The organism is Brucella anthropi ATCC 49188 (genome assembly GCF_000017405.1).
In the GTDB taxonomy this organism is placed as follows: domain Bacteria; phylum Pseudomonadota; class Alphaproteobacteria; order Rhizobiales; family Rhizobiaceae; genus Brucella; species Brucella anthropi.
Genome location: NC_009667.1, coordinates 2,668,439 through 2,691,419, shown reverse-complemented (window position 1 = coordinate 2,691,419; position 22,981 = coordinate 2,668,439). Strand labels below are relative to the sequence as shown.

Here is a 22,981-nt window from a genome sequence, read left to right as displayed (position 1 = left end):
CCGAAGGTCACAACACGGCTAAAGAGGGGTTTATGGAGATTATCGACAATCCGGATTCTGCGGTGCGTCCGATCACGTCGGCGCCGCCACGTCTGCCGACCCTGGCGGCAATGGCTGTCGCCGTTGCCATTCTCTATTTTGCAAAAGACGTTTTTCTGCCTCTTGCCATAGCGGTGCTGCTGACATTTGCGCTTGCGCCGATTGTCGCCTTTCTGCGTAGGGCTGGTCTTCCACGGCTGTTCGCGGTGATTACGAGTGTGGCCGGTGGCTTTCTGATCGTCGCAGTCTTCAGCGCGGTCGTTGCCTTTCAGGTTTCTGAGGTCGGGCAGAATATCTCAATCTATCAGTACAACATCATCGAGAAGATCAGGACACTCAAGGAAGCGAGCTCAGACAACAGTTTCTTTGACAGGCTCAACCGCTTTGCCGAGCGCATAGGCACGGAAATCAACAGGCCGGAACAGAAAACACAGGCGCTGCCTTCGGATCAGCCGGAGGAAAAGCCGCTACTCGTCCAGATATTCGCGCCGCGCCATCCGGTTGAAACGCTCCGGAGCATAATCGAACCGCTCGTCGGTCCGCTGGCGACGACAGGTCTCGTCGTGGTTGTGGTGATTTTCATGCTGCTCGAACGGGAGGAGCTGCGGGATCGCTTCATAAGGCTGGTCGGCTATGGCGATCTTCACCGCACGACCGAAGCGTTGCAGGATGCGGGAAAGCGGGTTGGACAATATCTGCTGACGCAGCTTGTGGTGAATATTACCTATGGAGTGCCACTCGCTTTCGGACTTTGGATTTTGGGTATTCCGAATGCAGCTCTATGGGGAATGCTGGCAATCGTTTTGCGGTTCGTTCCCTATATTGGCCCGGTTATCGCGGCGATCCTGCCGCTGTTCCTTGCCTTTGCCGTTGCACCCGGCTGGAGCCTGCTCCTCTGGACAATCGGGCTCTTCGTCATCATCGAGCTTCTTATAAACAATGTGATCGAACCTTGGCTCTATGGTTCGCGCACCGGCCTTTCGCCGCTTGCAATCATCGTTTCGGCCATTTTCTGGACTTGGCTCTGGGGCCCGGTCGGGCTGGTCTTGTCGACGCCTCTGACGGTCTGTCTCGTGGTGCTGGGGCGTCATGTGCCGCAATTCGAGTTTCTGGAAATCCTGTTCGGCAATGAGCCCGTGCTCGATCCGAAGGAACGTCTCTATCAGCGCCTCCTGGCCGGAGACCCGGATGAGGCCACGGATAATGCCGAGGAAATGCTGGAACGGAAATATCTGGTTGAGTTTTACGGTTCGGTCGCGATCCCGGCGCTCCTGATGGCGGAGCGGGACCGTCTGCGCGGTGTTCTGACCGAGCCGCAATTGCAGATCGTTGACGAAAGCACGAAGACGCTGGTGGCCAATCTGGAACAGATTGCGAGCGAGGAGGAGGGTGACGACGAAGAGATCGCGATTGAGAATCCCGATGGCGATGGCAGCGCATCCGATCTGGAACTTCCTTCCGGCGAAGGCCGGTCGCTGCTGACATTCGGGGGACGGAAGGGGCTCGACGACACGGCTGCGATCATGCTGGCGCAGGTGCTTGCCGTGCAGGGCGCGTCGGCAGAAGCCGTCGTGCATGATGCGCTCAAGCCCGCCAATCTCAGGGCGCTGGATCTTTCCGGCAGGGATACGCTGATAATCTGCTTTCTGGATCAGCAGGCGGCGCGTCACGCCCGGTTTGCCGTACGTCGTCTGCGACGGCTGCGGCCCTCTCTGCGCATTGGCGTGGTGCTGTGGCACGATCCGAGCGAAGCACGATCCGTTGACCGGGAGGCGTTGCGGGAAGAAATGCAGGCGGATTTCGTCGCCTGCACCATGATAGAGGCCGTCGTGGAAGGCCTCTCTGAAATCGAACCGAAGCCCTTGAAGGCGGCAAAGAAAACGGTCCGCGCGCGGTCACGCAAGATGGCCGCTGCAAAACCGGCTTAGATCGCCGCAAACCCCTTTTCGAGGTCTGCAATGAGGTCCGGCACGTCTTCCAGACCAATCTGCAGGCGGATCACCGGGCCCGGATAGTCGCCCTTGGCCACGGTGCGGTCATCGAGGCGGACATGAACTGCGAGGCTTTCATAGCCGCCCCAGGAATAACCGAGGCCGAAAATCTCAAGCGCATCGAGGAAAGCATGGGCTTCCTTCTGCCCGCCGCTGGCGAGCACGATGGAGAAAATACCGGCTGAACCGGAGAAGTCCCGCTTCCAGATTTCATGACCCGGATGGCTTTCCAGTGCCGGATGCAGAACCCGGTCGACAGCCGGGTGGCTTTCAAGCCAACGGGCGACGTCCAGTGCGCTCTTGCGGTGATGTTCCAGCCGCACGCCCATCGTGCGCATGCCGCGCAGGATCTGGTAGGTGTCGTCAGCTGATGTGCACAGTCCAAGCGTTCCGTGCGTTTCCAGAAGCTGCGGCCAGCATTTTTCATTGGCCGAAATCGTGCCAAACAGAATATCGGAGTGGCCGGACGGATATTTGGTCGAGGCATGGATGGTAATGTCCACGCCGAAATCGAGCGCCTTGAAGTAAAGCGGGGTGGCCCAGGTATTGTCCATCATGACGATGGCGCCGCCCTTGTGCGCTTCTTCAACGATGGCCGGAATATCCTGCATTTCAAACGTGTTCGACGCGGGTGATTCCGTGAACACGACCTTGGTGTTCGGGCGCATCAGCTTTGCAATGCCGGAACCGATCTCCGGATCGTAATATTCGACTTCCACGCCCATGCGCTTCAGGATCGTATCGGCAAAATGCCGGGTCGGATTGTAGATCGAATCGACAAACAGCACGTGATCGCCGGGCGACAGGAAGGCGAGAAGCGGAACGGTAACAGCGGCAAGACCGGACGGGACGCAGACCGTACCTGCCGAACCTTCCAGCGCATCAATGGCAGCGCAAAGCGCATCGCTGGTCGGTGTGCCACGCGTGCCATAAGTGTATTTCTGGCCACCGGTTGCCATCGTCTCTGCATCCGGGAAAAGCACGGTGGAGGCGCGGACAACGGGCGGATTGACGAAGCCATGATAATCGCGCGGCTGATAACCATCGTGAGCCAGCCGTGTGTTTATACCCAGCTTCTCTGTCTTGCCCTGCTGCTTAGTCACGAAAATGCCTCCAGACCATGTTGCATGCTATCCCACTGATTCTCGCCCACCGATTCTCGAACAAGAGGATTCTGCCGGGTCGCATCAAGGTCGGCTGCGGCAAAAAGATCTGCGATTCCGTTTGCGGCGGAAACTTTGAATACTTGGATAGGATGCGCGCGTTCCGGATGCAACCTCGCGTGCAATTTATTGCGTAAGAAGCTTTTGAAAGGGTATTTCTATTATGATGGCGTCAGGCACGGGAAGCATTTTTCTATATCCCTTTCGCGCGGCGCTGGAACTCCTTCGAGCTCTTCTGCGCCCGGCTTACAAGGGGGCGCCATCCTCATGGACGCTTGAGATGACCGCAATTGTGGTGCTTCTGCCGTTCATTATCCTCGTGCTGCATCTGTGGGATGCTGACATCGTTCGCGTCACGGTGCAGAGCACCAATTTCATCATGGAATTCCTGCGTGCGGTTACGGATGCGATTCGCACTATCGTCTGGCTGGCAATCGGCATTGTCGTCTGGCTCGTCACAGCGATACTGCTTTCGCCAAAACTGCGTGATAGTGCCAGACCATGGTTCGTGAAACTCCATAGCTGGGCAACGCTGGTGCTGACGTCGATTGTTGTGGGGAGCATCCCGACTGAAATCGGTAAACTCGCCATCGGTCGGGCGCGCCCGTTCCTGCTCGATGACGTGGGCGCAGCCTATTTCTCACCGTTCAAAGGCCAGTTTCTTTATGAAAGCTTCCCGTCAGGCCATTCCATGATGGCTGGCATCATGATGGTCTCGCTTTGGATATTCCTGCCGCGCTGGCGCGTCCTTACAGCCCCGGCATGTTTTCTCTTCGGGATCAGCAGGCTTGCCGCGGGCGCGCACTATCCGACCGACATCGTGGCCGGTCTGACGATCGGATTCGTGGCGACATGGTGGGTTGCCCGCTATATGGCGACGCGAAATATTATTTTTTCTTTGGATGGTGAAAGCGCGATGCCACGCGTCTGATTTCTATCAGGAGTTGCTCTCGGCATTGCCCATCTAGGGTGGTAGTCAAATTTAACCAATTGAATTAATTGAGTTATAATGCCGTATTCCAACTGGTTGCGGCATGATCTTCTCTGGAGAAGGTTTCTACCCAGAAATCGGGAAATCGTGTAAATTTTCAAATATTTCCCCCTCATCTTTTTTGGAGGCCAGCTCGCCGGGCTGCGTTATTGCCTTGACCAAAGGCAATTTTTCGCCTTCGATAAGACCCGTGAAGGCGGCAGGTTTGTCACTGCGCTCAAAAACAAGAATCGAAGACCGGAAAGCGGTCTCGGGCGAGGGGCAGCCTGCTGTATGGGCATGGGCTTGGGAGGTCACACGGCTTTTCCGACGGGTTTATGCAAAAATAAAGCAACAAGAGACGCTTGAGCCAAGGGTTCAGCGCTCTCCAGGGAACAAAAGGTTGCAGGCCAGATGAAAAAAACTCTTATGACGGGTGTATTGGGTGCGGCGGCGCTGTTTAGCGTAGCTTCGGGAGCATCCGCGGATACGCTTTCCGATGTGAAGGCGAAAGGTTTTCTGCAGTGCGGCGTTAATACGGGTCTGCTTGGCTTTGCTTCGCCCAACGACAAGGGTGAGTGGTCCGGCTTTGACGTAGACTATTGCCGCGCTGTGGCTTCTGCGATTTTCGGCGATCCAACCAAGGTGAAGTTCACGCCGCTGAACGCCAAGGAGCGTTTTACAGCCCTGCAGTCGGGTGAAGTGGACGTCCTGATCCGTAACACGACCTGGACGATCAGCCGCGACACTGCGCTTGGCCTTGATTTTGCTGGCATCAACTACTTTGACGGCCAGGGCTTCATGATCAATTCAAAGAAGCTGTCGGGCATCAATTCCGCATTGCAGCTTTCCGGCGCTTCCATCTGCGTTCAGGCCGGTACGACGACCGAGCTGAACATGGCCGACTATTTCCGCGCCAACAAGATGGAATATAACCCGGTTGTCTTCGAGAAGATCGAAGAAGCCAACGCCGCTTACGATTCCGGTCGTTGCGACGCCTATACGACCGACCAGTCCAGCCTCTACGGGGTTCGTCTGGCGCTTGCCAATCCGGATGATCACGTCATCTTGCCGGAAATCATCTCCAAGGAGCCATTCGGTCTGACCGTTCGTCAGGGCGATTCCAAGTGGGCGGACGTCGTTCGCTGGACCCATAATGCGCTGCTCAACGCCGAGGAATACGGCATTACGCAGGCCAATGTCGAAGAGATGAAGAAGTCCGACAATCCGGACATCAAGCGTCTTCTCGGTGTGGAAGCAGACACGAAGATCGGTACCGATCTCGGTCTCGACAATGACTGGGTGGTGAAGATCGTCAAGGGCGTCGGCAATTACGGTGAAATCTTCGAGCGCAATATCGGCGCCAGCAGCCCGCTCAAGATTGCACGTGGCATCAACGCCCAGTGGAACAAGGGCGGCCTGCAATACGGCGTCCCTGTGCGCTAACGGGCCCTTCTTTCCAGACTGATCATCGGCGGGTGCAGCAGCGCCCGCCGGATTTGTCGGCTCTGCAGTTTGTCCGTTTGCTACTGGCCTCGCATCGTGAGGGCATTTGAACGCTGATAAGCTGCTTTTTGGAATTCAACCGCGTCTTGCAGGCCCGCAAGCTCGAGATGAGCCTGAATTGGGAATGGCAAGACCGAACGGTTCGGCATTCGATGTCTCGATTTCAGGAATTGCTCCGCAGATGCGGTCAGCCTTTTCTGTTTGAGGTCGATGCAGCCAGCCGAGAGGCACAGGAAACATATGGCTTCCTATTCTGCAACTGAACGTCGCCAGGACAGCGGCGGAACTTCGCTCCTGTACGATCCGCGGATTCGCGGCATCTTCTATCAGGTCATTGTCTTTGGTGCGGTCATTGGCGCGATCTACTGGATTGTCGGCAACACGATCACCAATCTGCAGCGCGCAAACATTGCGTCCGGTTTCGCCTTCCTCAATGGGCGTGCCGGGTTTGATATCAGCCAGACGCTTATTCAGTACAACAGCGATTCGAACTATGGCCGGGCCTTTCTGGTTGGCCTCGTGAATACGCTTTACGTTGCCGCGCTGGGTGTCATTACGGCATCGATCATCGGGTTTCTGGTTGGTATCGGCCGTCTTTCGCGCAACTGGCTGATCCGCAAGATCTGCACGGTCTATGTGGAGATATTCCGCAATATTCCGCCGCTGCTCGTCATCTTCTTCTGGTATTTCGGCGTTCTGTCGGTCCTGCCGCAGGCCCGCGACAGCTTCTCGCTCCCGCTGGGCACTTACCTGAACAATCGCGGCTTCTTCATGCCATCTCCCATATGGGGTGAGGGGGCGTGGCTTCTGCCGGTGGCGCTTCTCATCGGCATCGTCGCTTCGATCATCGTCGCGCGTTGGGCAAAACGCCGCCAGATGGCAACCGGCCAGTCCTTTCACACGATACGCGTGTCCGCCGCCCTGATTATCGGCCTGCCGATACTGGCGCTGATCGCGACCGGTTTTCCGGTTTCGTTCGACTCGCCGAAGCTCGGAACGTTCAATCTGACCGGCGGCGCACAGATCAAGCCGGAGTTTCTGGCTCTGTTTCTGGCGCTTTCCTTCTATACGGCGTCCTTTATCGCTGAAACGGTTCGCGCCGGCGTTCTGGGCGTCAACAAGGGGCAGACCGAAGCTGCTTATGCAGTCGGGCTTCGTCCCGGCCAGACGATGCGTCTCATCATCGTGCCGCAGGCGCTGCGCATCATCATTCCACCGCTCTCGAGCCAGTATCTCAATCTTATCAAGAACTCGTCGCTCGCCATTGCCATCGGCTATCCCGATCTTGTCGCCGTAGGTGGCACGATCCTCAACCAGACCGGTCAATCGGTCGAAGTCGTGGCGATCTGGATGGTGATCTACCTGGGCATCAGCCTGATTGTGTCCGGCCTGATGAACTGGTTCAATGCCAAGATGGCGCTGGTGGAGAGGTGACAATGGAAAACGCAGATCTCCAATATGTCCGCTCGCAGATGGTGGATGGCGAAGCGCCGCCACGCTCCGTGCAGGGCATTTCGCACTGGTTGCGCGTCAATCTGTTCGCAACGCCTGTCGATGCGGCGCTGACCATTCTCGGCCTGCTGGCCGTGGCGTGGTTCCTCCCGCCAATCATCGAGTGGCTGTTCTTCAAGGCCGTTTGGACGGGTGCGGATCGCACGGCCTGCCTGACTGTCGCGCAGGGCGGCACGCAACCGGAAGGCTGGTCGGGCGCCTGCTGGGCATTCGTGAACGCGAAATACGAGCAGTTCATCTATGGCCGTTATCCGATTTCGGAACGCTGGCGCGTCAATCTGACGGCGCTGATCTTCGTCGTCCTGCTGGTGCCGCTGCTGATTCCGAAGGCCCCGAAGAAGGCTCTCAATGCGATCCTGTTCTTCTTCGTGTTCCCGATCGTCGCCTTCTTCCTGCTGGTCGGCGGCTGGTTCGGCCTTCCTTATGTGGAAACGCCGCTTTGGGGTGGGCTTCTGGTCACGCTTGTGCTGTCCTTTGTCGGTATCGCCGTATCGCTGCCGCTTGGTATCGTGCTCGCGCTCGGACGCCGTTCAAAGCTGCCGGTCATCAAGACCTTCTCGATCATCTTCATCGAAATGGTGCGCGGCGTTCCGCTGGTGACGGTGCTGTTCATGGCCAGCGTCATGCTGCCTTTGTTCCTGCCGCCGGGCGTGACTTTCGACAAGCTCCTGCGTGCGCTCATCGGCGTGGCGCTGTTCGCTTCGGCCTATATGGCGGAAGTGGTGCGCGGTGGTCTTCAGGCTATCCCGCGCGGGCAGTATGAAGGTGCGGATGCGCTGGGTCTCAGCTACTGGCAGAAAACGGGACTGATCGTTCTGCCGCAGGCGCTGAAGCTTGTCATTCCGGGTATCGTCAACACCTTCATCGGTCTGTTCAAGGATACGAGCCTTGTCTACATCATCGGCATGTTCGATCTGTTGGGCATCGTCCGTCAGAATTTTTCCGATGCCAATTGGGCTTCTCCACAGACGCCTGCCACCGGTCTCATCTTTGCGGGCTTCGTTTTCTGGATTTTCTGTTTCGCAATGTCGCGATACTCTATATTCATGGAACGACGGCTCGACACGGGTCATAAACGATAAGAATAAAGGGAATAATGGAAATGAGTGCACAAAACGCCCTCCCGCAATCCGAGCTGGGAATGGATGTTGACCGTTCGAAGATGCAGGTTTCCACAACCGATGTCGCCATCGAAATCACCAATATGCATAAGTGGTATGGTGAGTTTCACGTCCTGCGCGACATCAATCTGAAGGTCATGCGCGGGGAGCGCATCGTTGTTGCCGGACCGTCGGGCTCGGGCAAATCGACCATGATCCGCTGTATCAACCGTCTGGAAGAACACCAGAAGGGCAAGATCGTCGTCGACAATATCGAGCTGACCAACGATCTCAAGAAGATCGATGAAGTGCGCCGCGAAGTCGGCATGGTGTTCCAGCACTTCAACCTCTTCCCGCATCTGACCATTCTGGAAAACTGCACGCTCGCGCCGATCTGGGTGCGCAAGATGCCGAAGAAGCAGGCGGAAGAAATCGCCATGCACTATCTGGCCCGCGTGAAGATTCCGGAACAGGCCAACAAATATCCGGGCCAGCTTTCCGGTGGTCAGCAGCAGCGTGTGGCGATTGCTCGTGCACTGTGCATGAACCCGAAAGTCATGCTGTTCGACGAACCGACATCGGCTCTCGATCCGGAAATGGTGAAGGAAGTTCTGGACACGATGGTGAGCCTCGCTGCCGAAGGCATGACCATGATCTGCGTGACGCACGAAATGGGCTTTGCCCGTCAGGTTGCCAACCGCGTGATCTTCATGGATCAGGGCCAGATCGTCGAGCAGAACTCGCCGGACCAGTTCTTCGACAATCCGCAGCACGAACGCACCAAGCTGTTCCTGAGCCAGATTCTGCACTAATCAGATTAGTGGCCTGAAATCGAAACACCCGCCGGTTCGCCGGCGGGTGTTTTTGTTTATTCGTCGTGTGGGCCTTCGCAGAACTGGATGCGATTGCCGAAAGGGTCGATGACCGCCATTACGCGGCCCCACGGCTCATTTTCGATTCCCGGTCGCATGAAGCGGTAACCGCGTGCGTTAATCTCCTTATGCAGTTCCTCGACACCCTGCATGCGCACGAAAATATTCGCGCCGGGGCTTCCGTCGCCATGATGTTCGCTAAGATGCAAGGCAAGCGCACCGCGGGAAACCTGCATATAAAGCGGCATTCCTTCGGCAAATCGATGCTCCCAATCCAGATTGAAGCCGAGAAAGCCGAGATAAAATTCACGAGCTTTCTCTATGTCGAAAATGCGAAAGATCGGACAGGTTTGCTCAAACTGGATTGCCATTCTGAAACGCCTTTGCGACTGATTATTCCGTGACACGGGAGAGGGAAGCAGTGACTGATTTTCAATGGGTGGAGAAACTCGCGCCTGAGCAATACAGCGAATTTCATGAGTTTTACAGTAAAGAATGGTGGACGAGCGAGCGGACGCTTGATGACGTCACGCACATGCTGGCCCATTGTGATTTGCTTCTGTTCTGCCTCGACGCAGAAAGCCGGATCGCAGGTTTCGCCCGCGTTCTCACGGACTTCACCTTCAAGGCGATGGTCTTCGATGTGATCGTGTCGGAGAAGCATCGTGGACAAGGGCTCGGACAAGCCCTTGTTGAACGCATTCTCAACCAAGAAAAGTTGAAGCGTGTGAAAAGTTTTGAGCTCTACTGCCCGGAACGGCTTGTGCCCTTCTACGAGAAGCTTGGCTTCGTGAAGGGCACATCCTCGTTACTTTTCAACCAGCGTTAGAACACCGATCTGACTGAATCAGGTCGGTGTTCTGAGTATTTGTTTCGTCGCATTTGCCTCACGCAAAACCGCTGCGCACTTTTGCTGGAAATGCTCTAATCTTCGACAAACCGGCGCAGGCGCTGGAGTGCGTCGTCCCACTGGTTGGAAACGGTTGCGAGATAGGCGCGGGCGTCAATCAATGGCGCAGGATGCAGGCGAAACCTGCTCTCCCGTCCGACCTTTTCCCGTTCGACCAGATTTGCCTGTTCCAGCACGGACAGATGCTTGGTGACGGCCTGCCGGGTGATGCTGCCGTTTTGCGACAGCACCACAATCGAACGGCTTTCGCCATCACTCAGGGTTTCGATGAGCGCCAGCCGGGTCGGATCGGCGAGCGCTGCGAAAACCATGGACATGTCCATACCGGTCATCTCTGGCTTATCATACATTTTCGACGTGTCTTTTGATGTTGCCGACCTGTTCCTCCCAGCCGCCCTCGTTCATCCGCAACGCCAGCGGCCGGCGTTCGGCAGGCAAGGCATCGAAACCACTTTCGACCACCGTCAGCCGCGTTCCGGTCTCGATCGGTTCCAGTTTGAATTCCACCAGCGTCGGCGGCTCCTTGGAATAGTCGATACTGCGGTCCACCGCATAGGGATGCCAAGTGAAGGCAAAGTAGCTTGGTGCCTTCATTTCCTTGATGAGTGATTCCCAAGGCTCGTGCTCGAAACCGGGATAGGTGATGTGGCCGGTCGAACGGGTGCCGACGATGAACGGCCCGTCGATCTTGACCTGAAACCAGCTCCCAAACTCTTCATGATCGGTGAGGGCGCGCCATACGCGGTCGATCCCTGCATGAATATCGACGGTTTTCGCGATGCGGTCAGTATTGTTTGCAATGGTCATGATATGCATCCTCCGTAATTGGCAACTTAATGGTTGCCAATATAGGGTACTTAACGAAATACGCAACTAAAAAGTTGCATATATTATTCGGGTGCGGGCGCCTTGTCGGGAAGCGGGAACAACGTCACGAATTTTTCCGCAAGGGTACGGTCGCCTATAACCTTGAGAATATTGGCGCTTTCCAGCACTGAAAGAGGCTGCCCGCCATAGATGGCGGCAGCCAGCATACGCGGTGAACTTTCGAAATGGAGATCGTATTTCTGCGCTGTGCCGCGCTCTATCCGAATCCCTTCATCGTTCAGCTGTGCGGTAAAATCTTCTCCGTCCAGACGGAGACCGATCACGGCGCGCATACCGAGAGCCCTATCATGATCCATCATGGTTCTGAGCGACAGCAGGAATGAAGCGGTCGAAATCGGCAGGTTGGGATCATGCTTTGGTGAACGCGCGGCCCAACGACCCAACGTCTGAAGGATGGGTTCGCTCTCATAACCCCATTCAGTCAGTTCGTAGACCTGCACCGATGCGGGAGGTGGAAGTTTTGTCTTGCGAAGAATGCCTGCTTCTTCCAGCCCTTCAAGCCTCTGGCTGAGGACATTTGCACTCACACCCGGCAGATCAGCCCGCAGATCGCTGAAGCGTTTGGGACCGAACATCAATTCGCGCATAACCAGAAGCGACCAGCGTTCCCCAATCAAATCAAGGGCATGGGCCGCAGCGCAAGCATCGTCATAACTGCGTTTGGCGGTTGGTTTTTCCGGTTTGGTTATTTTTTCTAACTTCATGGTTGCTAATTATAACTTATATGCCATTATGTACAAGCGAACTTTGAGTTCTTCCGATGCCAATTGCGTGAATTGTTTTACGCCCGGAAGGCTCAAGCATCGATTGCATGTCGGGCCTCAGACTCATGGCTCGATCTTATCGCCGGGGGAGCCGGGCAGGCGATAGATAATCGTAAAATAAAATCAGGCCACTTGGCCTTCCAACGGAGGAAATCTTATGCCGAAAATGATATTCGTGAACCTGCCAGTGAAGAATGTTGCGCAGTCGACCAGCTTCTACGAAGCCATCGGGGCTACCAAGAATCCAATGTTCTCGGACGAAACGGCTTCCGGCATGGTCTTTTCGGATACGATCCACGTGATGATCCTTGACCACGAAAAGTTCAGCCAGTTTACGCCGAAAAAGATCGCAGATGCCAACACGGTCAGCGAAGTGCTGGTCTGTTTGTCCGCGGAAAACAAGGCTGAAGTCGATACCACCGTTGAGAAAGCGGTAAACGCTGGCGGTAAGGCGGATCCGGGTCCGAAACAGGACTATGGATTCATGTATGGACGCAGCTTTGAAGATCTTGACGGCCATATCTGGGAGATAATGTGGATGGATATGGAAGAAGCCAAGAAGGTTATGGGCTGAGGAGGAAACAATGTCAGGTCTGACAATCTGTCTCTGGTTCGACAAGCAGGCCGAAGAAGCGGCGAACCACTATGTCTCGATCTTCCGCGCTTGCGGAAGATCGGCTTCCGTCGATGGCTTCATTCGATTTGAGCATGCACACCAGCCCGAAGGCACGGATGTGGTTGTGGCGAACTTCACGCTCGACGGGCAGGCGATATCCGGCCTCAACGGCGGGCCGACCTTCAAGTTTTCCCCGGCGGTTTCGCTTTTCGTCCAATGCAAGGATCAGGTGGAACTGGATATGTTCTGGGAGAAACTGATGGAGGGCGGCGCGCCGATGGAATGCGGCTGGCTGACGGACAAGTATGGCTTCTCGTGGCAGGTCGTGCCGCAGATGTTGCTGGATGTCCTGCAGAACGGCACAGCCGAACAGCGCCAGCGCGTGGCCGATGCCGTGATGAAGATGGTCAAGCTCGACGTTGCGACGCTCGAAGCTGCGCGCGACGCAGCTTAATTCCGCACGGCCGCAATGGCATCATAGCCATAGAGCCAGTCCAGATCCTTCAGGAAACTATCCGGACTGCGCATGGCGAAGAGCGTGTTGCGGCCAAGCGCGAAAATGCCGGTGGCGTGATAGGCGAACCTGTTCAACTGGCCGCGCTTGGCAACCGCAGCGATCCGCTCCTTGCGGACGGTATCGAAGCGCTTCAGTCCTGCTTCATGTTCGCCACTGTCCAGCGCCTCGGCAAGGGCCGCTGCATCCTCGATCGCCATGGCGGCACCTTGCGCAGCAAAAGGTGTGACCGCATGCGAAGCGTCGCCGAGAAAAATCGTCCGGTCAGGCCCGACGAATTGAGCATCTGCCATTTCGAAAAGCGGCCAATAGGTCCACTCATCGGCAGCCGCCAGCACATCGCGAACGGGCGCGCCCCACTCCGCGTAGATGGAGCGCAAGCGCGCCGGATCGCCGGTTCTGGACCAGACTTCGCCGGGGTTTTCGCCCGTCGTGATGGCGACGAAATTGAAGAAACTGCCGCCCTTGACCGGATAGGCGATGAAATGCGCTTGCCTGCCGAGCCATGCTGAAACGGCGTTACTCGTTTTCATGGCGGATAAAAACGATGCGGGGAGGGCATCCGCCGCGAGCGTAGTGCGCCAGGCAATATGGCCGCTGAACCTTGCCTTGCTGAAACCTGCCTTCGAGCGCTCCGCCGACCAGACGCCATCGCAGGCGATCAGATATGCAGCGTCGACAGATTCTTCGGAATTGCCCCGGCGGATAGTGGCTGCAACAGCGCCGTTTTCGACGCGATGATTTGTGATTTCAGCGCCGAGGCTGATGTCGATGCCGGGCTCTTCACGGCAGGCGTCGAGCAAAGCGGATTGCAGATCGGCGCGATGGCAAACGACATAGGGATGGTGCCAGCGCTGAGAAGCCTTGTCGCCAAGCTTCATTTCCATCAGCGGACGCGCTTTGCGCCCATCCATGAGGTAGAGCGCTTCCGGCGTTATGGCTTGTGCAGAAAGACGGCCGGCAACGCCGAGCCGTTCCAGATGACGCATCGCATTGGGTGCAAGTTGCAGGCCAGCACCGACTTCCGAAAGGGTCTCGGCCTTTTCGACAAGCCGGACATTCCAGCCGCGCGCTGCCAGCTCCAATGCTGCCGACAGACCGGCAACTCCGGCCCCGGCAATCAATATGCGCCCTTTGCTCATGTCGATGAGATCATCCGGCATTCAGCCCCGTGAGGCTGCCCAGATCAGGCAGCTTTGTCGGCGGGTGCTTCGTAAACGCAGCCAGCCGGAACGGTTTCGTCGGCATGGAGCTTGGCGTTGTAGCGATAGAGGGTCGAGCAATACGGGCAAACGACTTCACTTTCATCACCCATGTCGAGAAACACGTGCGGATGATCGAAAGGTGGGTTTGCACCGACGCACATGAATTCCTTCACGCCGATTTCGATGGCCGCATGGCCGGCGTCGTTCTGAAAGTGAGGAATAATGTGATCGGACATAATATGCTCCGGTTCTGGTCGATGGGCGGTATGAGCATGATCCTGAACCGGGTCCCGGACAGGATCATGCATAGACATTGGCATGCGTGTACCGCGAAAGTCTTGTTTCCGGAAGCGTTTTCATCAATTCTGAGGACATTTCAAGCTAATTGCTATCAAACTGTCATATGACAGCCATAGGCTTAAGGCAGAGCCGGAATGTTCCGGTGGAAGTCGGGACAGGAAAAATGAGCGAAAACAGCGTTATGGCGAGCGAAACCCCCAACGCGATTGAAGGCGGGACACACGAAATGACAGCCGGACTAGCCCCCAACCCAACCGTCGTTCCCGATGCGGACGTAGCCCCTGACGTTCACAAAGCTTTGAACGGCGAATTGATGCAAAGTTCCGACCGCTTTGTGAATCGCGAGTTTTCCTGGCTGCAATTCAACCGGCGTGTTCTCGAAGAAGCCGCGAATATGCGGCAGCCTCTGCTTGAACGCCTGCGCTTCCTGTCTATCTCCGCCGCCAATCTCGATGAATTTTTCATGGTCCGCATTGCCGGTCTCGCCGCTCAGGTGCGCGCCGGTGTGGCGATGCGCAGCGCCGATGGACGCACGCCGCAGGAACAGCTCGACTTCGTTCTGGACGAAGTAGGGCGCTTGCAGGAAGAACAGCAGGAACGCCTGCGTATGCTGCGCGAGGAACTGGAACAGGACAGCATCGAGATTGTTCGCCCGTCGGCGCTTTCAAAGCCCGAAAAGGAATGGCTTGAAAACCACTTCCTCGAAACGATTTTCCCTGTCCTGACGCCACTCTCCATCGATCCGGCGCATCCGTTCCCGTTCATTCCGAACCTCGGCTTTTCCATCGCCCTGCAGCTTGCGCGCCGCGCCGACAATCATCCGATGACGGCCCTTCTGCGTATTCCGGTCGCGCTCAAGCGCTTCATTCAGCTGCCGACAGACCAGCAAAACACCTACCGCTTCATTACTATCGAGGACGCGGTGAGCCTGTTCATCGGGCGACTGTTCCCCGGTTATGAAGTGCGCGGCGCCGGTACGTTCCGCATCATCCGTGACAGCGATATCGAAGTGGAAGAAGAGGCGGAAGATCTCGTTCGTCTCTTCGAGACAGCACTGAAACGTCGCCGTCGCGGTCAGGTGATCCGCATCGAGTTTGATGGCGAAATGCCAGAAGCCCTGCGCGTCTTCGTGGCGACGGAACTTGGCGTTTCGGAAAACCGCATCAGCGTGCATGAAGGTCTTCTGGCGCTCAACATGATTTCGGAGATCGTTTCGATCCCGCGGGATGACCTCAAATTCGTATCCTACAATCCGCGTTTCCCGGAGCGTATTCGCGAGCATGGCGGCGATTGCTTCGCAGCGATTCGTGAAAAGGACATTGTGGTCCACCACCCCTATGAATCGTTCGACGTGGTGGTCCAGTTCCTGCGGCAGGCTGCAGCCGACCCGGATGTGCTGGCGATCAAGCAGACGCTGTATCGCACTTCCAATGACAGCCCGATCGTGCGCGCATTGGTCGATGCTGCAGAAGCGGGCAAGTCGGTAACGGCGCTGGTCGAGCTGAAGGCACGCTTCGATGAGGAAGCGAATATTCGTTGGGCACGCGATCTGGAGCGCGCGGGCGTTCAGGTTGTGTTCGGCTTCATCGAATTGAAAACCCACGCGAAAATGTCGCTCGTGGTACGCCGTGAAGATCAGAAGCTGCGCTCCTATGTGCATCTGGGCACGGGCAACTATCACCCGATCACGGCGCGGATCTATACCGACCTGTCGTTCTTTACGTCGGACGCGGATATTGCTCGCGACGTGGCGCATATCTTCAATTTCATCACGGGCTATGCACAGCCTGCCGAAGAGATGAAGATAGCGATTTCACCTTTCACGCTCCGTGCGCGAATCCTCAAGCACATCGAGGACGAGGTTGCGCATGTGAAGGCGGGGCGTCCGGCTGCGATCTGGATGAAGATGAATTCGCTGGTTGATCCACAGATTATTGACGCGCTCTACGTGGCGAGCCAGGCGGGCGTGCAGATTGATCTGGTCGTGCGTGGCATCTGCTGCTTGCGTCCGGGCGTTCCGGGGCTTTCCGACAATATTCGCGCCAAGTCGATTGTCGGACGTTTTCTCGAGCACAGCCGCATTTTCTGCTTCGGAAATGGCAATGATCTGCCTTCCGACAAGGCAATCGTCTATATCGGTTCCGCCGACATGATGCCGCGCAATCTTGATCGCCGCGTGGAGACGCTTGTTCCGATCACAAATGCAACAGTGCATCAGCAAATCCTGTCGCAAATCATGTTTGCCAACATAATTGATAACCAACAGAGCTATCAGCTACTTGCGGACGGCACCTCTCGCCGGATAGAAAAAGAAGCAGGAGAGGAAGCTTTCAACGCGCAGGAATATTTCATGACCAATCCTAGCCTGTCGGGTCGCGGAAAGTCGCTGAAGTCTTCGGCCCCCCGCCTTATCGCGCATCGCAAGCGCGCGCAGGCGGAAAGAAAAACGACTGCATGAGTCCAGCTGTAGCACAAGGCCGCCTCAAGGGACTCAAGCCCGTCGCGGTCATCGACATTGGCTCGAACTCGATCCGTGTCGTCATCTATGAAGGCATCGTCCGTTCGCCGACGGTGCTTTTCAATGAAAAGATACTTTGCGGCCTCGGAAAGGGCCTCGCGAAAACCGGCAAGCTCAACGAGAAATCCGTTGAAGCGGCGCTTCGTGCGCTGAAGCGTTTTCGCGCTCTGGCCGAACAGGCCGGCGCGGTTTCCATTCACGCGCTGGCGACTGCGGCTGCACGCGAAGCGAAAAACGGTCCGGATTTCATCGCACAGGCGGAAGCCATTCTCGGCCGGCACATCGAAGTGCTGTCCGGCAAGGAAGAAGCCTATTACTCGGCGCTCGGCATTATTTCCGGTTTCTTCCAGCCGAAGGGTGTTACGGGCGATCTCGGCGGCGGCAGCCTTGAGCTGATCGCGGTGGACGACCACGAGGTAGGCGAGGGGATCACCTTGCCGCTCGGTGGTCTGCGCTTGCAGGATATGTCCGATGGACGGCTGCCAGAGGCAACCAAGATTGCGCGCACGGAACTCGCAAAGGCGACGCTTCTGCAAGCCCATCAGGGCCAGGTTTTCTATGCGGTCGGCGGCACCTGGCGTAACCTTGCCAAGCTGCATATGACGGCGAAGAACTATCCGCTGCACGTCATGCACGGCTACGAGATGAATCCGGTGGACGCGCAGAGCTTCCTCAAGCGCGTTGCCAAGGGCAATCTCGACACGATGCGCGGCATTGAAGCGGTTTCGAAAAACCGCCGTCAGCTTTTGTCTTATGGCGCCACGGTGCTGCTCGAGACGATCCGTCTGATGAGACCCTCCAAGATCGTTTTCTCGGCGCTCGGCGTGCGTGAAGGCTATCTTTATTCGCTTCTGCCGAAGAACGAGCAGCGGCTCGATCCGCTGCTGGCCTCGGCAGACGAACTGTCCATTCTGCGCTCGCGCTCTCCGCGTCATGCCCGCGAACTGGCAACCTGGACAACATTGTCCTTGCCGGTCCTCGGGTTTGACGAAACCGAGGACGAAGCGCGCTACCGACAGGCTGCCTGCCTCGTGGCCGACATAAGCTGGCGCGCGCATCCCGACTATCGCGGGTCGCAGGCGCTGAACATCATCGCTCACGGCTCGTTCGGCGGTATCGACCACGCCGGACGTTCCTTCATGGCGCTTGCCAATTATTATCGTCACGAAGGACTGATCGAAGACGAGATTGCGCCGGAGATCATGCAGCTCGCCACGCCGCGCCTGCGTGAACGGGCAAAGCTGCTTGGAGCCTTGCTGCGGGTGGTCTACCTTCTGTCGGCTTCGATGCCGGGCGTCATCCCACGCCTTGTCTGGCGTGAGGAAGAAAGCGGCATTGCGCTTGTCGTACCGGGAGACCTGGCCGATCTGATTTCGGATCGTCCCGAAGGCCGCTTGCAGCAGCTCTCCAAGCTGACCGGAAAGAACATCTATTTCGCGGTTGGTGATGCAGCCATCGAGGGGACGCGGGAATGAGGCAGTAAGTGAGTAGGGCAGTAAGGCAATATGTTAATGCTCGCGTTAGACATACTACCTTACTGCCCTATTACCTTATTCCCCTAACTCAACTGCCCTGATCCGCCGGTTCTCGAACTTGATGACGATCTTGCCGTCGATAAGATCGAGGGCTTTCTGACCGAAAACCTCGCGACGCCAGCCATGCAGGGCAGGCACATTGGCCTTGTCGCCTTCCGAGGCGATCTTGTCGATGTCGTCGGAATTCGCCACGATCTTTGCCGCGACGCCGTGCTCTTCCGTCACAAGCTTGAGCAGAACCTTGAGGATATCGGCGGCGGCGGCGCTGCCTTCCGGCGAATGCGACGGCTTCGGCAATTTTGGTAAATCTTCCTTCGGGATTTCAAGCGCGGACTGGATCGCTGCGACAAGTCCTGCAGCCTGTGCCGAACGCTCCCAACCCTTCGGGATCGAGCGGAGACGGCCCAGTGCTTCCGCGTCACGCGGCTGCTGCTGTGCGATTTCGGCTATGGTGTCGTCCTTGATGATACGCCCACGCGGCACATTGCGCTCGCGCGCTTCGCGTTCGCGCCAGGCGGCTACAGCTTGCACAATCGCAAGTTCCAGCGGTTTGCGGACGCGTGCCTTGACCCGGCGCCACGCATCGTCAGGGTGCATGTCATAGGTTTCGCGGGAAGTCAGCACCGCCATTTCCTCGTTCACCCACTCGCTGCGACCTTCTTTCTCCAGTTCTTCCTTCAGATAGAGATAGATATCGCGCAGATAGGTAACGTCGGCCAGTGCATAGTCGAGCTGCTTGTCTGAAAGCGGGCGACGGCGCCAGTCGGTAAACCGGGACGACTTGTCGATCTGCTTGCCGGTGACCTTCTGCACAAGCTGGTCATAGGAAATGGCATCGCCAAACCCGCAAACCATTGCCGCTACCTGACTGTCGAAGACAGGTGAAGGGATGAGATCGCCGAGATGGAAGACGATTTCGATGTCCTGCCGTGCTGCGTGGAAAACCTTGACGATCGTCTCGTCGGCCATCAGGCGGAAGAACGGCGCGAGGTCCAGCCCCGGCGCAAGCGCATCCACAAGCGCCGTATGGTCAGGCGAGGCCATCTGGATAAGGCACAATTCCGGCCAGAACGTCGTTTCACGGATGAACTCCGTGTCGACTGTAACAAAATCGGATTTGGCGAGGGCGGATACGGCCTCTTCGAGAGCCTGTGTTGTCGTAATCAGATGCATGTCTACCTTTTAGAGCATTTCCAGCAAAAGTGCGAAGCGGTTTTGCGTCGGATAATGCGACAAAACAAAGAGACAGAGCTTTGCCGCTTGTCGCGAAATAATCAGGAACTGGCGCTCCACTTAATACGCACATAGTGTTTTTTGTCGACACGTTACGTCAAGGTGGTTTAACACCAAAACCCGCAGGGAATGCAGACTTGACAAAACCCGGTCAAAATGCGCTTTTCCGCGAGAATTTAAAGCGTTTCCGTCAGCAAGGACTGACTTATTATTCCAAAGGCAGAAATCATGCACCGTTACCGCAGCCATACCTGCGCAGCCCTTCGCAAGACGGACGTTGGTTCGAACGTTCGCCTTTCCGGATGGGTTCACCGCGTCCGTGACCATGGCGGCATTCTCTTCATCGATCTTCGCGATCATTATGGCATTACCCAGATCGTGGCCGATCCCGATTCGCCCGCCTTCAAGGTTGCCGAAACCGTTCGCGGCGAATGGGTTATCCGTGTCGATGGTGAAGTGAAGGCCCGCGCAGGCGATGCGGTCAATACGAATCTGCCAACTGGCGAAGTCGAAATCTTCGCAACCGAAATCGAAGTGCTGGCCGCTGCCAAGGAATTGCCGCTGCCTGTATTCGGCGAGCCGGACTACCCGGAAGATATCCGCCTGAAGTACCGTTTCCTCGACCTTCGCCGTGAAACGCTGCACAAGAACATCATGAGCCGCACCAAGATCATTGCCGCGATGCGTCGCCGCATGACCGAAATCGGCTTCAATGAGTTCACCACGCCGATCCTGACAGCTTCCTCGCCGGAAGGCGCGCGCGACTTCCTCGTGCCGAGCCGTATTCATGAAGGCAAGTTCTACGCGTTGCCGCAGGCGCCGCAGCAGTACAAACAGCTTCTGATGGTTGCCGGTTTCGACCGCTACTTCCAGATCGCGCCGTGCTTCCGCGACGAAGACCCGCGGGCAGACCGTCTGCCGGGCGAGTTCTACCAGCTCGACCTCGAAATGAGCTTCGTAACCCAAGAAGAAGTATGGGAAACGATGGAACCAGTCATGCGCGGCATCTTCGAAGAGTTTGCCGAAGGCAAGCCGGTGACGCAGCAGTTCCGTCGCATTGCCTATGACGATGCGATCCGCACCTATGGTTCGGACAAGCCGGATTTGCGTAACCCGATTGAAATGCAGGCTGTGACCGAGCATTTCGCCGGTTCGGGCTTCAAGGTCTTCGCAAACATGATCGCCAACGATCCGAAGGTCGAAGTCTGGGCAATTCCGGCCAAGACCGGCGGTTCGCGCGCATTCTGTGACCGCATGAATTCCTGGGCGCAAAGCGAAGGCCAGCCGGGTCTCGGCTATATCTTCTGGCGCAAGGAAGGTGACAAGCTTGAAGGCGCTGGTCCGATTGCCAAGAACATCGGTGAAGAGCGCACGGAAGCGATCCGCACGCAGATGGGTCTCGAAGACGGCGATGCCTGCTTCTTCGTTGCCGGTCTGCCGTCCAAGTTCTACAAGTTCGCTGGCGATGCCCGCACGCGCGCTGGCGAAGAGTTGAACCTCGTCGATCGTGATCGTTTCGAACTGGCATGGATCATCGACTTCCCGTTCTACGAATGGGACGAAGACAACAAGAAGCTCGACTTCGCACACAATCCGTTCTCCATGCCGCAGGGCGGTATGGACGCTCTGGAAAACCAGGACCCGCTTGCGATCAAGGCTTACCAGTACGATCTCGTCTGCAACGGCTTCGAAATTGCCTCGGGTTCGATCCGTAACCAGCTGCCGGACGTCATGGTCAAGGCATTTGAAAAGGTTGGCTTGAGCCAGCAGGACGTGGAAGAGCGTTTCGGCGGTCTTTATCGTGCGTTCCAGTACGGTGCACCTCCGCATGGCGGCATGGCTGCCGGTATCGACCGCGTCATCATGCTTCTGGTCGGTGCAAAGAACCTGCGCGAAATCTCGCTGTTCCCGATGAACCAGCAGGCGCTCGATCTTCTGATGAACGCGCCTTCGGATGTGTCGCCCGCGCAGCTGCGCGACCTGCATATTCGTCTGGCTCCGGTTCAGAAGAGCTAAACGACCTTTATAAAAAAGTAAAAACCCGGCCTTGAGCCGGGTTTTTGTTAGTTGAAGAAAAGCCCGGTGAATTTCCTCACCGGGCTTGTTCGTTTTAATTATTGGCGTCGACGCTGACTTTGAGAAGCTGGATGATCTTTGTCGGGTCCAGCGATGCGGTGGCAACGATGGAAGCGAAAGTCACCGGCTGGTCCGGCGATGCGCTGATGGTCAGTGACTTCGGATCGTCGAAGAACTTGTCGGATGCAGCCTTGAGCTGCTGGGCAAAATCCGGGTTCTTGAGCTGTGTCGCCATCAGCGGAACCATCATCTTCATCTGCTCGCCAAGCTGCTTGCCATCGGCGCCCTGCTGCTTGCCGTAATAGTCGAGAAGCTTCTGGGTCAGGGTTTCGTTGTCGAAGCGGATCGACAGGTTCTTCAGGTTCAGCTGTTCCGCCAGACCCAGAATTGCAAGTCCGGCAGCATCCTTGTCTGCATCGGCCTTGCTCATGTTTTCCTGTGTCTTCTGGACGGCTTCGAGGAAGGCCAGATCATAGCCACCGAGGCTGCCGGTGATGTTGATCTTGCCGAGTTCCTCGGCCTGAAGTTCCAGCTGGTCCAGCGATGTGTCGCCCGAAGTCGGCGACCAGCTGCCCTTGGAGTTCAGCGAGCCGTTGAAGGTGTTCATGTCGAGCGGTGCAAGCGGGTTCTTGCCGCCCTTCTCAAAGGTCGCGTCGATATTGGCGATGGTCCAGACATAGCCGATCTTCTCGGCCTTGTTGGAGGTGTCGAGCGACAGGTCGAACCCCTTTACGGTGGCGCCATCCGTGCCGGGGGTGCCGAACTGGATTTCGTCAATCTTCAGCTTGTCGTACATGACCATGCTGTTGAGCGGACCCTTGGCGGTTTCCGACGGAATATGCACGTTCTGCATGGCAAGGCCCTTGATCTCGGCCTTGTCGTTCTTGTCTTCCTCGCCAGCAAAGGCAAGATCGGGCACGGTGACCTGTTCGATGCTGTAGCCGCCGTCCGGCGCATCCTGAACGTTCTGGAGCGTCACGTCGCCGAGGGCGGTTTCTTTTTCGCCCACTGTCGGCAGCTTGATCTTGGTGCCCTGGAGCACGATGTCGGAGCCGTTCGCCTGAACATTGGCGAAGCTCAGTTCGCCGCCCTGTTTCGCATAAAGTGCCTTGATACGCTCGGCGACTGCATTGGCGTCAGCTGCCATGGCCGCGCTGCCGAAAATCAGCGAAAGCGCTGTACCTGCAGCCAAAACACGTGCCGCTGGCTTGATATTGACGAAAACCTGCATTCGAAGCTCCTGCCTAATCTCTAATATAGCGCGGCATT

Annotated in this window: 22 protein-coding genes; 12 read left to right on the top strand and 10 right to left on the bottom strand. The window is 56.8% G+C overall.

Annotated elements, in window-relative coordinates; translation table 11 throughout:
- Window positions 1–32: 32 nt before the first annotated feature.
- Window positions 33–1,967: an AI-2E family transporter gene (locus OANT_RS13285; RefSeq protein WP_012092362.1), complete on the top strand. Its 1,935-nt coding sequence runs from the start codon at window positions 33–35 to the stop codon at window positions 1,965–1,967.
- Here OANT_RS13285 and OANT_RS13280 read toward each other — a convergent pair.
- Window positions 1,964–3,133 (bottom strand): cystathionine beta-lyase, encoded by a 1,170-nt coding sequence (locus tag OANT_RS13280; RefSeq protein WP_012092361.1) that lies wholly within the window; start codon window positions 3,131–3,133, stop codon window positions 1,964–1,966. The two genes, OANT_RS13285 and OANT_RS13280, sit on opposite strands and share 4 nt — an antisense overlap.
- A 223-nt stretch (window positions 3,134–3,356) precedes the next feature.
- Here OANT_RS13280 and lpxE point away from each other — a divergent pair, with 223 nt between their 5' ends.
- Entirely contained in the window at window positions 3,357–4,124 is a 768-nt protein-coding gene (gene lpxE / locus OANT_RS13275) for a lipid A 1-phosphatase LpxE (protein WP_012092360.1), read from the top strand.
- 126 nt (window positions 4,125–4,250) lie between these two features.
- Here lpxE and OANT_RS13270 read toward each other — a convergent pair whose 3' ends face one another.
- Window positions 4,251–4,481, bottom strand: coding sequence for a hypothetical protein (locus OANT_RS13270; RefSeq protein WP_010661061.1), 231 nt, complete (start codon window positions 4,479–4,481; stop codon window positions 4,251–4,253).
- Between the two features lie 96 nt (window positions 4,482–4,577).
- Here OANT_RS13270 and OANT_RS13265 point away from each other — a divergent pair, with 96 nt between their 5' ends.
- The 4 genes from OANT_RS13265 (at window position 4,578) to OANT_RS13250 (ending at window position 9,093) form a co-directional block, all read left to right on the top strand.
- On the top strand, window positions 4,578–5,609 hold the full coding sequence (locus OANT_RS13265) for an amino acid ABC transporter substrate-binding protein (RefSeq protein ID WP_010661062.1): 1,032 nt from the start codon (window positions 4,578–4,580) through the stop codon (window positions 5,607–5,609).
- Between the two features lie 300 nt (window positions 5,610–5,909).
- Window positions 5,910–7,103: an amino acid ABC transporter permease gene (locus OANT_RS13260; protein WP_012092359.1), complete on the top strand. Its 1,194-nt coding sequence runs from the start codon at window positions 5,910–5,912 to the stop codon at window positions 7,101–7,103.
- Between the two features lie 2 nt (window positions 7,104–7,105).
- Window positions 7,106–8,263: an amino acid ABC transporter permease gene (locus OANT_RS13255; RefSeq protein ID WP_012092358.1), complete on the top strand. Its 1,158-nt coding sequence runs from the start codon at window positions 7,106–7,108 to the stop codon at window positions 8,261–8,263.
- A gap of 20 nt (window positions 8,264–8,283) precedes the next feature.
- Window positions 8,284–9,093, top strand: a complete 810-nt coding sequence (locus OANT_RS13250; protein ID WP_012092357.1) for an amino acid ABC transporter ATP-binding protein — start codon at window positions 8,284–8,286, stop codon at window positions 9,091–9,093.
- A gap of 56 nt (window positions 9,094–9,149) precedes the next feature.
- Here the strand turns inward: OANT_RS13250 and OANT_RS13245 are convergent, their stop codons facing one another.
- Entirely contained in the window at window positions 9,150–9,524 is a 375-nt protein-coding gene (locus OANT_RS13245; RefSeq protein WP_012092356.1) for a glyoxalase superfamily protein, read from the bottom strand.
- 50 nt (window positions 9,525–9,574) lie between these two features.
- Here OANT_RS13245 and OANT_RS13240 point away from each other — a divergent pair, with 50 nt between their 5' ends.
- Window positions 9,575–9,982, top strand: a complete 408-nt coding sequence (locus OANT_RS13240; protein WP_012092355.1) for a GNAT family N-acetyltransferase — start codon at window positions 9,575–9,577, stop codon at window positions 9,980–9,982.
- A gap of 95 nt (window positions 9,983–10,077) precedes the next feature.
- Here OANT_RS13240 and OANT_RS13235 read toward each other — a convergent pair whose 3' ends face one another.
- The 3 genes from OANT_RS13235 to OANT_RS13225 form a co-directional block, all read right to left on the bottom strand.
- Complete coding sequence (locus tag OANT_RS13235) at window positions 10,078–10,395, bottom strand: ArsR/SmtB family transcription factor (RefSeq protein ID WP_029376230.1); 318 nt, start codon at window positions 10,393–10,395, stop codon at window positions 10,078–10,080.
- Window positions 10,396–10,405: 10 nt separating this feature from the next.
- The gene (locus OANT_RS13230) at window positions 10,406–10,870 is read right to left on the bottom strand and encodes an SRPBCC family protein (protein WP_012092353.1); all 465 of its coding nucleotides are present in this window, start codon (window positions 10,868–10,870) and stop codon (window positions 10,406–10,408) included.
- 83 nt (window positions 10,871–10,953) lie between these two features.
- Entirely contained in the window at window positions 10,954–11,655 is a 702-nt protein-coding gene (locus tag OANT_RS13225) for a winged helix-turn-helix transcriptional regulator (protein WP_012092352.1), read from the bottom strand.
- A 217-nt stretch (window positions 11,656–11,872) separates the two neighbouring features.
- Between OANT_RS13225 and OANT_RS13220 the strand changes: the two genes are divergently transcribed.
- The gene (locus OANT_RS13220; RefSeq protein ID WP_010661071.1) at window positions 11,873–12,289 is read left to right on the top strand and encodes a VOC family protein; all 417 of its coding nucleotides are present in this window, start codon (window positions 11,873–11,875) and stop codon (window positions 12,287–12,289) included.
- 10 nt (window positions 12,290–12,299) lie between these two features.
- Window positions 12,300–12,785, top strand: a complete 486-nt coding sequence (locus tag OANT_RS13215; protein ID WP_010661072.1) for a VOC family protein — start codon at window positions 12,300–12,302, stop codon at window positions 12,783–12,785.
- Here the strand turns inward: OANT_RS13215 and OANT_RS13210 are convergent.
- On the bottom strand, window positions 12,782–13,987 hold the full coding sequence (locus OANT_RS13210; RefSeq protein WP_040130166.1) for an FAD-binding protein: 1,206 nt from the start codon (window positions 13,985–13,987) through the stop codon (window positions 12,782–12,784). The two genes, OANT_RS13215 and OANT_RS13210, sit on opposite strands and share 4 nt — an antisense overlap.
- 44 nt (window positions 13,988–14,031) lie before the next feature.
- Window positions 14,032–14,286: a zinc-finger domain-containing protein gene (locus OANT_RS13205; RefSeq protein WP_010661074.1), complete on the bottom strand. Its 255-nt coding sequence runs from the start codon at window positions 14,284–14,286 to the stop codon at window positions 14,032–14,034.
- Window positions 14,287–14,576: 290 nt separating this feature from the next.
- Between OANT_RS13205 and OANT_RS13200 the strand changes: the two genes are divergently transcribed.
- Both OANT_RS13200 and ppx read left to right on the top strand, forming a co-directional pair.
- Window positions 14,577–16,808 (top strand): RNA degradosome polyphosphate kinase, encoded by a 2,232-nt coding sequence (locus OANT_RS13200; protein WP_040130164.1) that lies wholly within the window; start codon window positions 14,577–14,579, stop codon window positions 16,806–16,808.
- Window positions 16,805–18,343 carry an exopolyphosphatase gene (gene ppx, locus OANT_RS13195; protein WP_012092349.1) on the top strand — a complete coding sequence of 513 codons (1,539 nt, stop codon included), beginning with the start codon at window positions 16,805–16,807 and terminating at the stop codon, window positions 18,341–18,343. The genes OANT_RS13200 and ppx overlap by 4 nt, the downstream gene beginning before the upstream one ends.
- A 75-nt stretch (window positions 18,344–18,418) precedes the next feature.
- Here ppx and rnd read toward each other — a convergent pair whose 3' ends face one another.
- Window positions 18,419–19,576 (bottom strand): ribonuclease D, encoded by a 1,158-nt coding sequence (rnd, locus tag OANT_RS13190; protein WP_010661077.1) that lies wholly within the window; start codon window positions 19,574–19,576, stop codon window positions 18,419–18,421.
- 288 nt (window positions 19,577–19,864) lie between these two features.
- Between rnd and aspS the strand changes: the two genes are divergently transcribed.
- Window positions 19,865–21,652, top strand: coding sequence for an aspartate--tRNA ligase (gene aspS, locus OANT_RS13185; protein ID WP_010661078.1), 1,788 nt, complete (start codon window positions 19,865–19,867; stop codon window positions 21,650–21,652).
- 94 nt (window positions 21,653–21,746) lie between these two features.
- Here the strand turns inward: aspS and OANT_RS13180 are convergent, their stop codons facing one another.
- On the bottom strand, window positions 21,747–22,943 hold the full coding sequence (locus tag OANT_RS13180; RefSeq protein WP_041545208.1) for an aq_1923 C-terminal domain: 1,197 nt from the start codon (window positions 22,941–22,943) through the stop codon (window positions 21,747–21,749).
- Window positions 22,944–22,981: the final 38 nt, after the last annotated feature.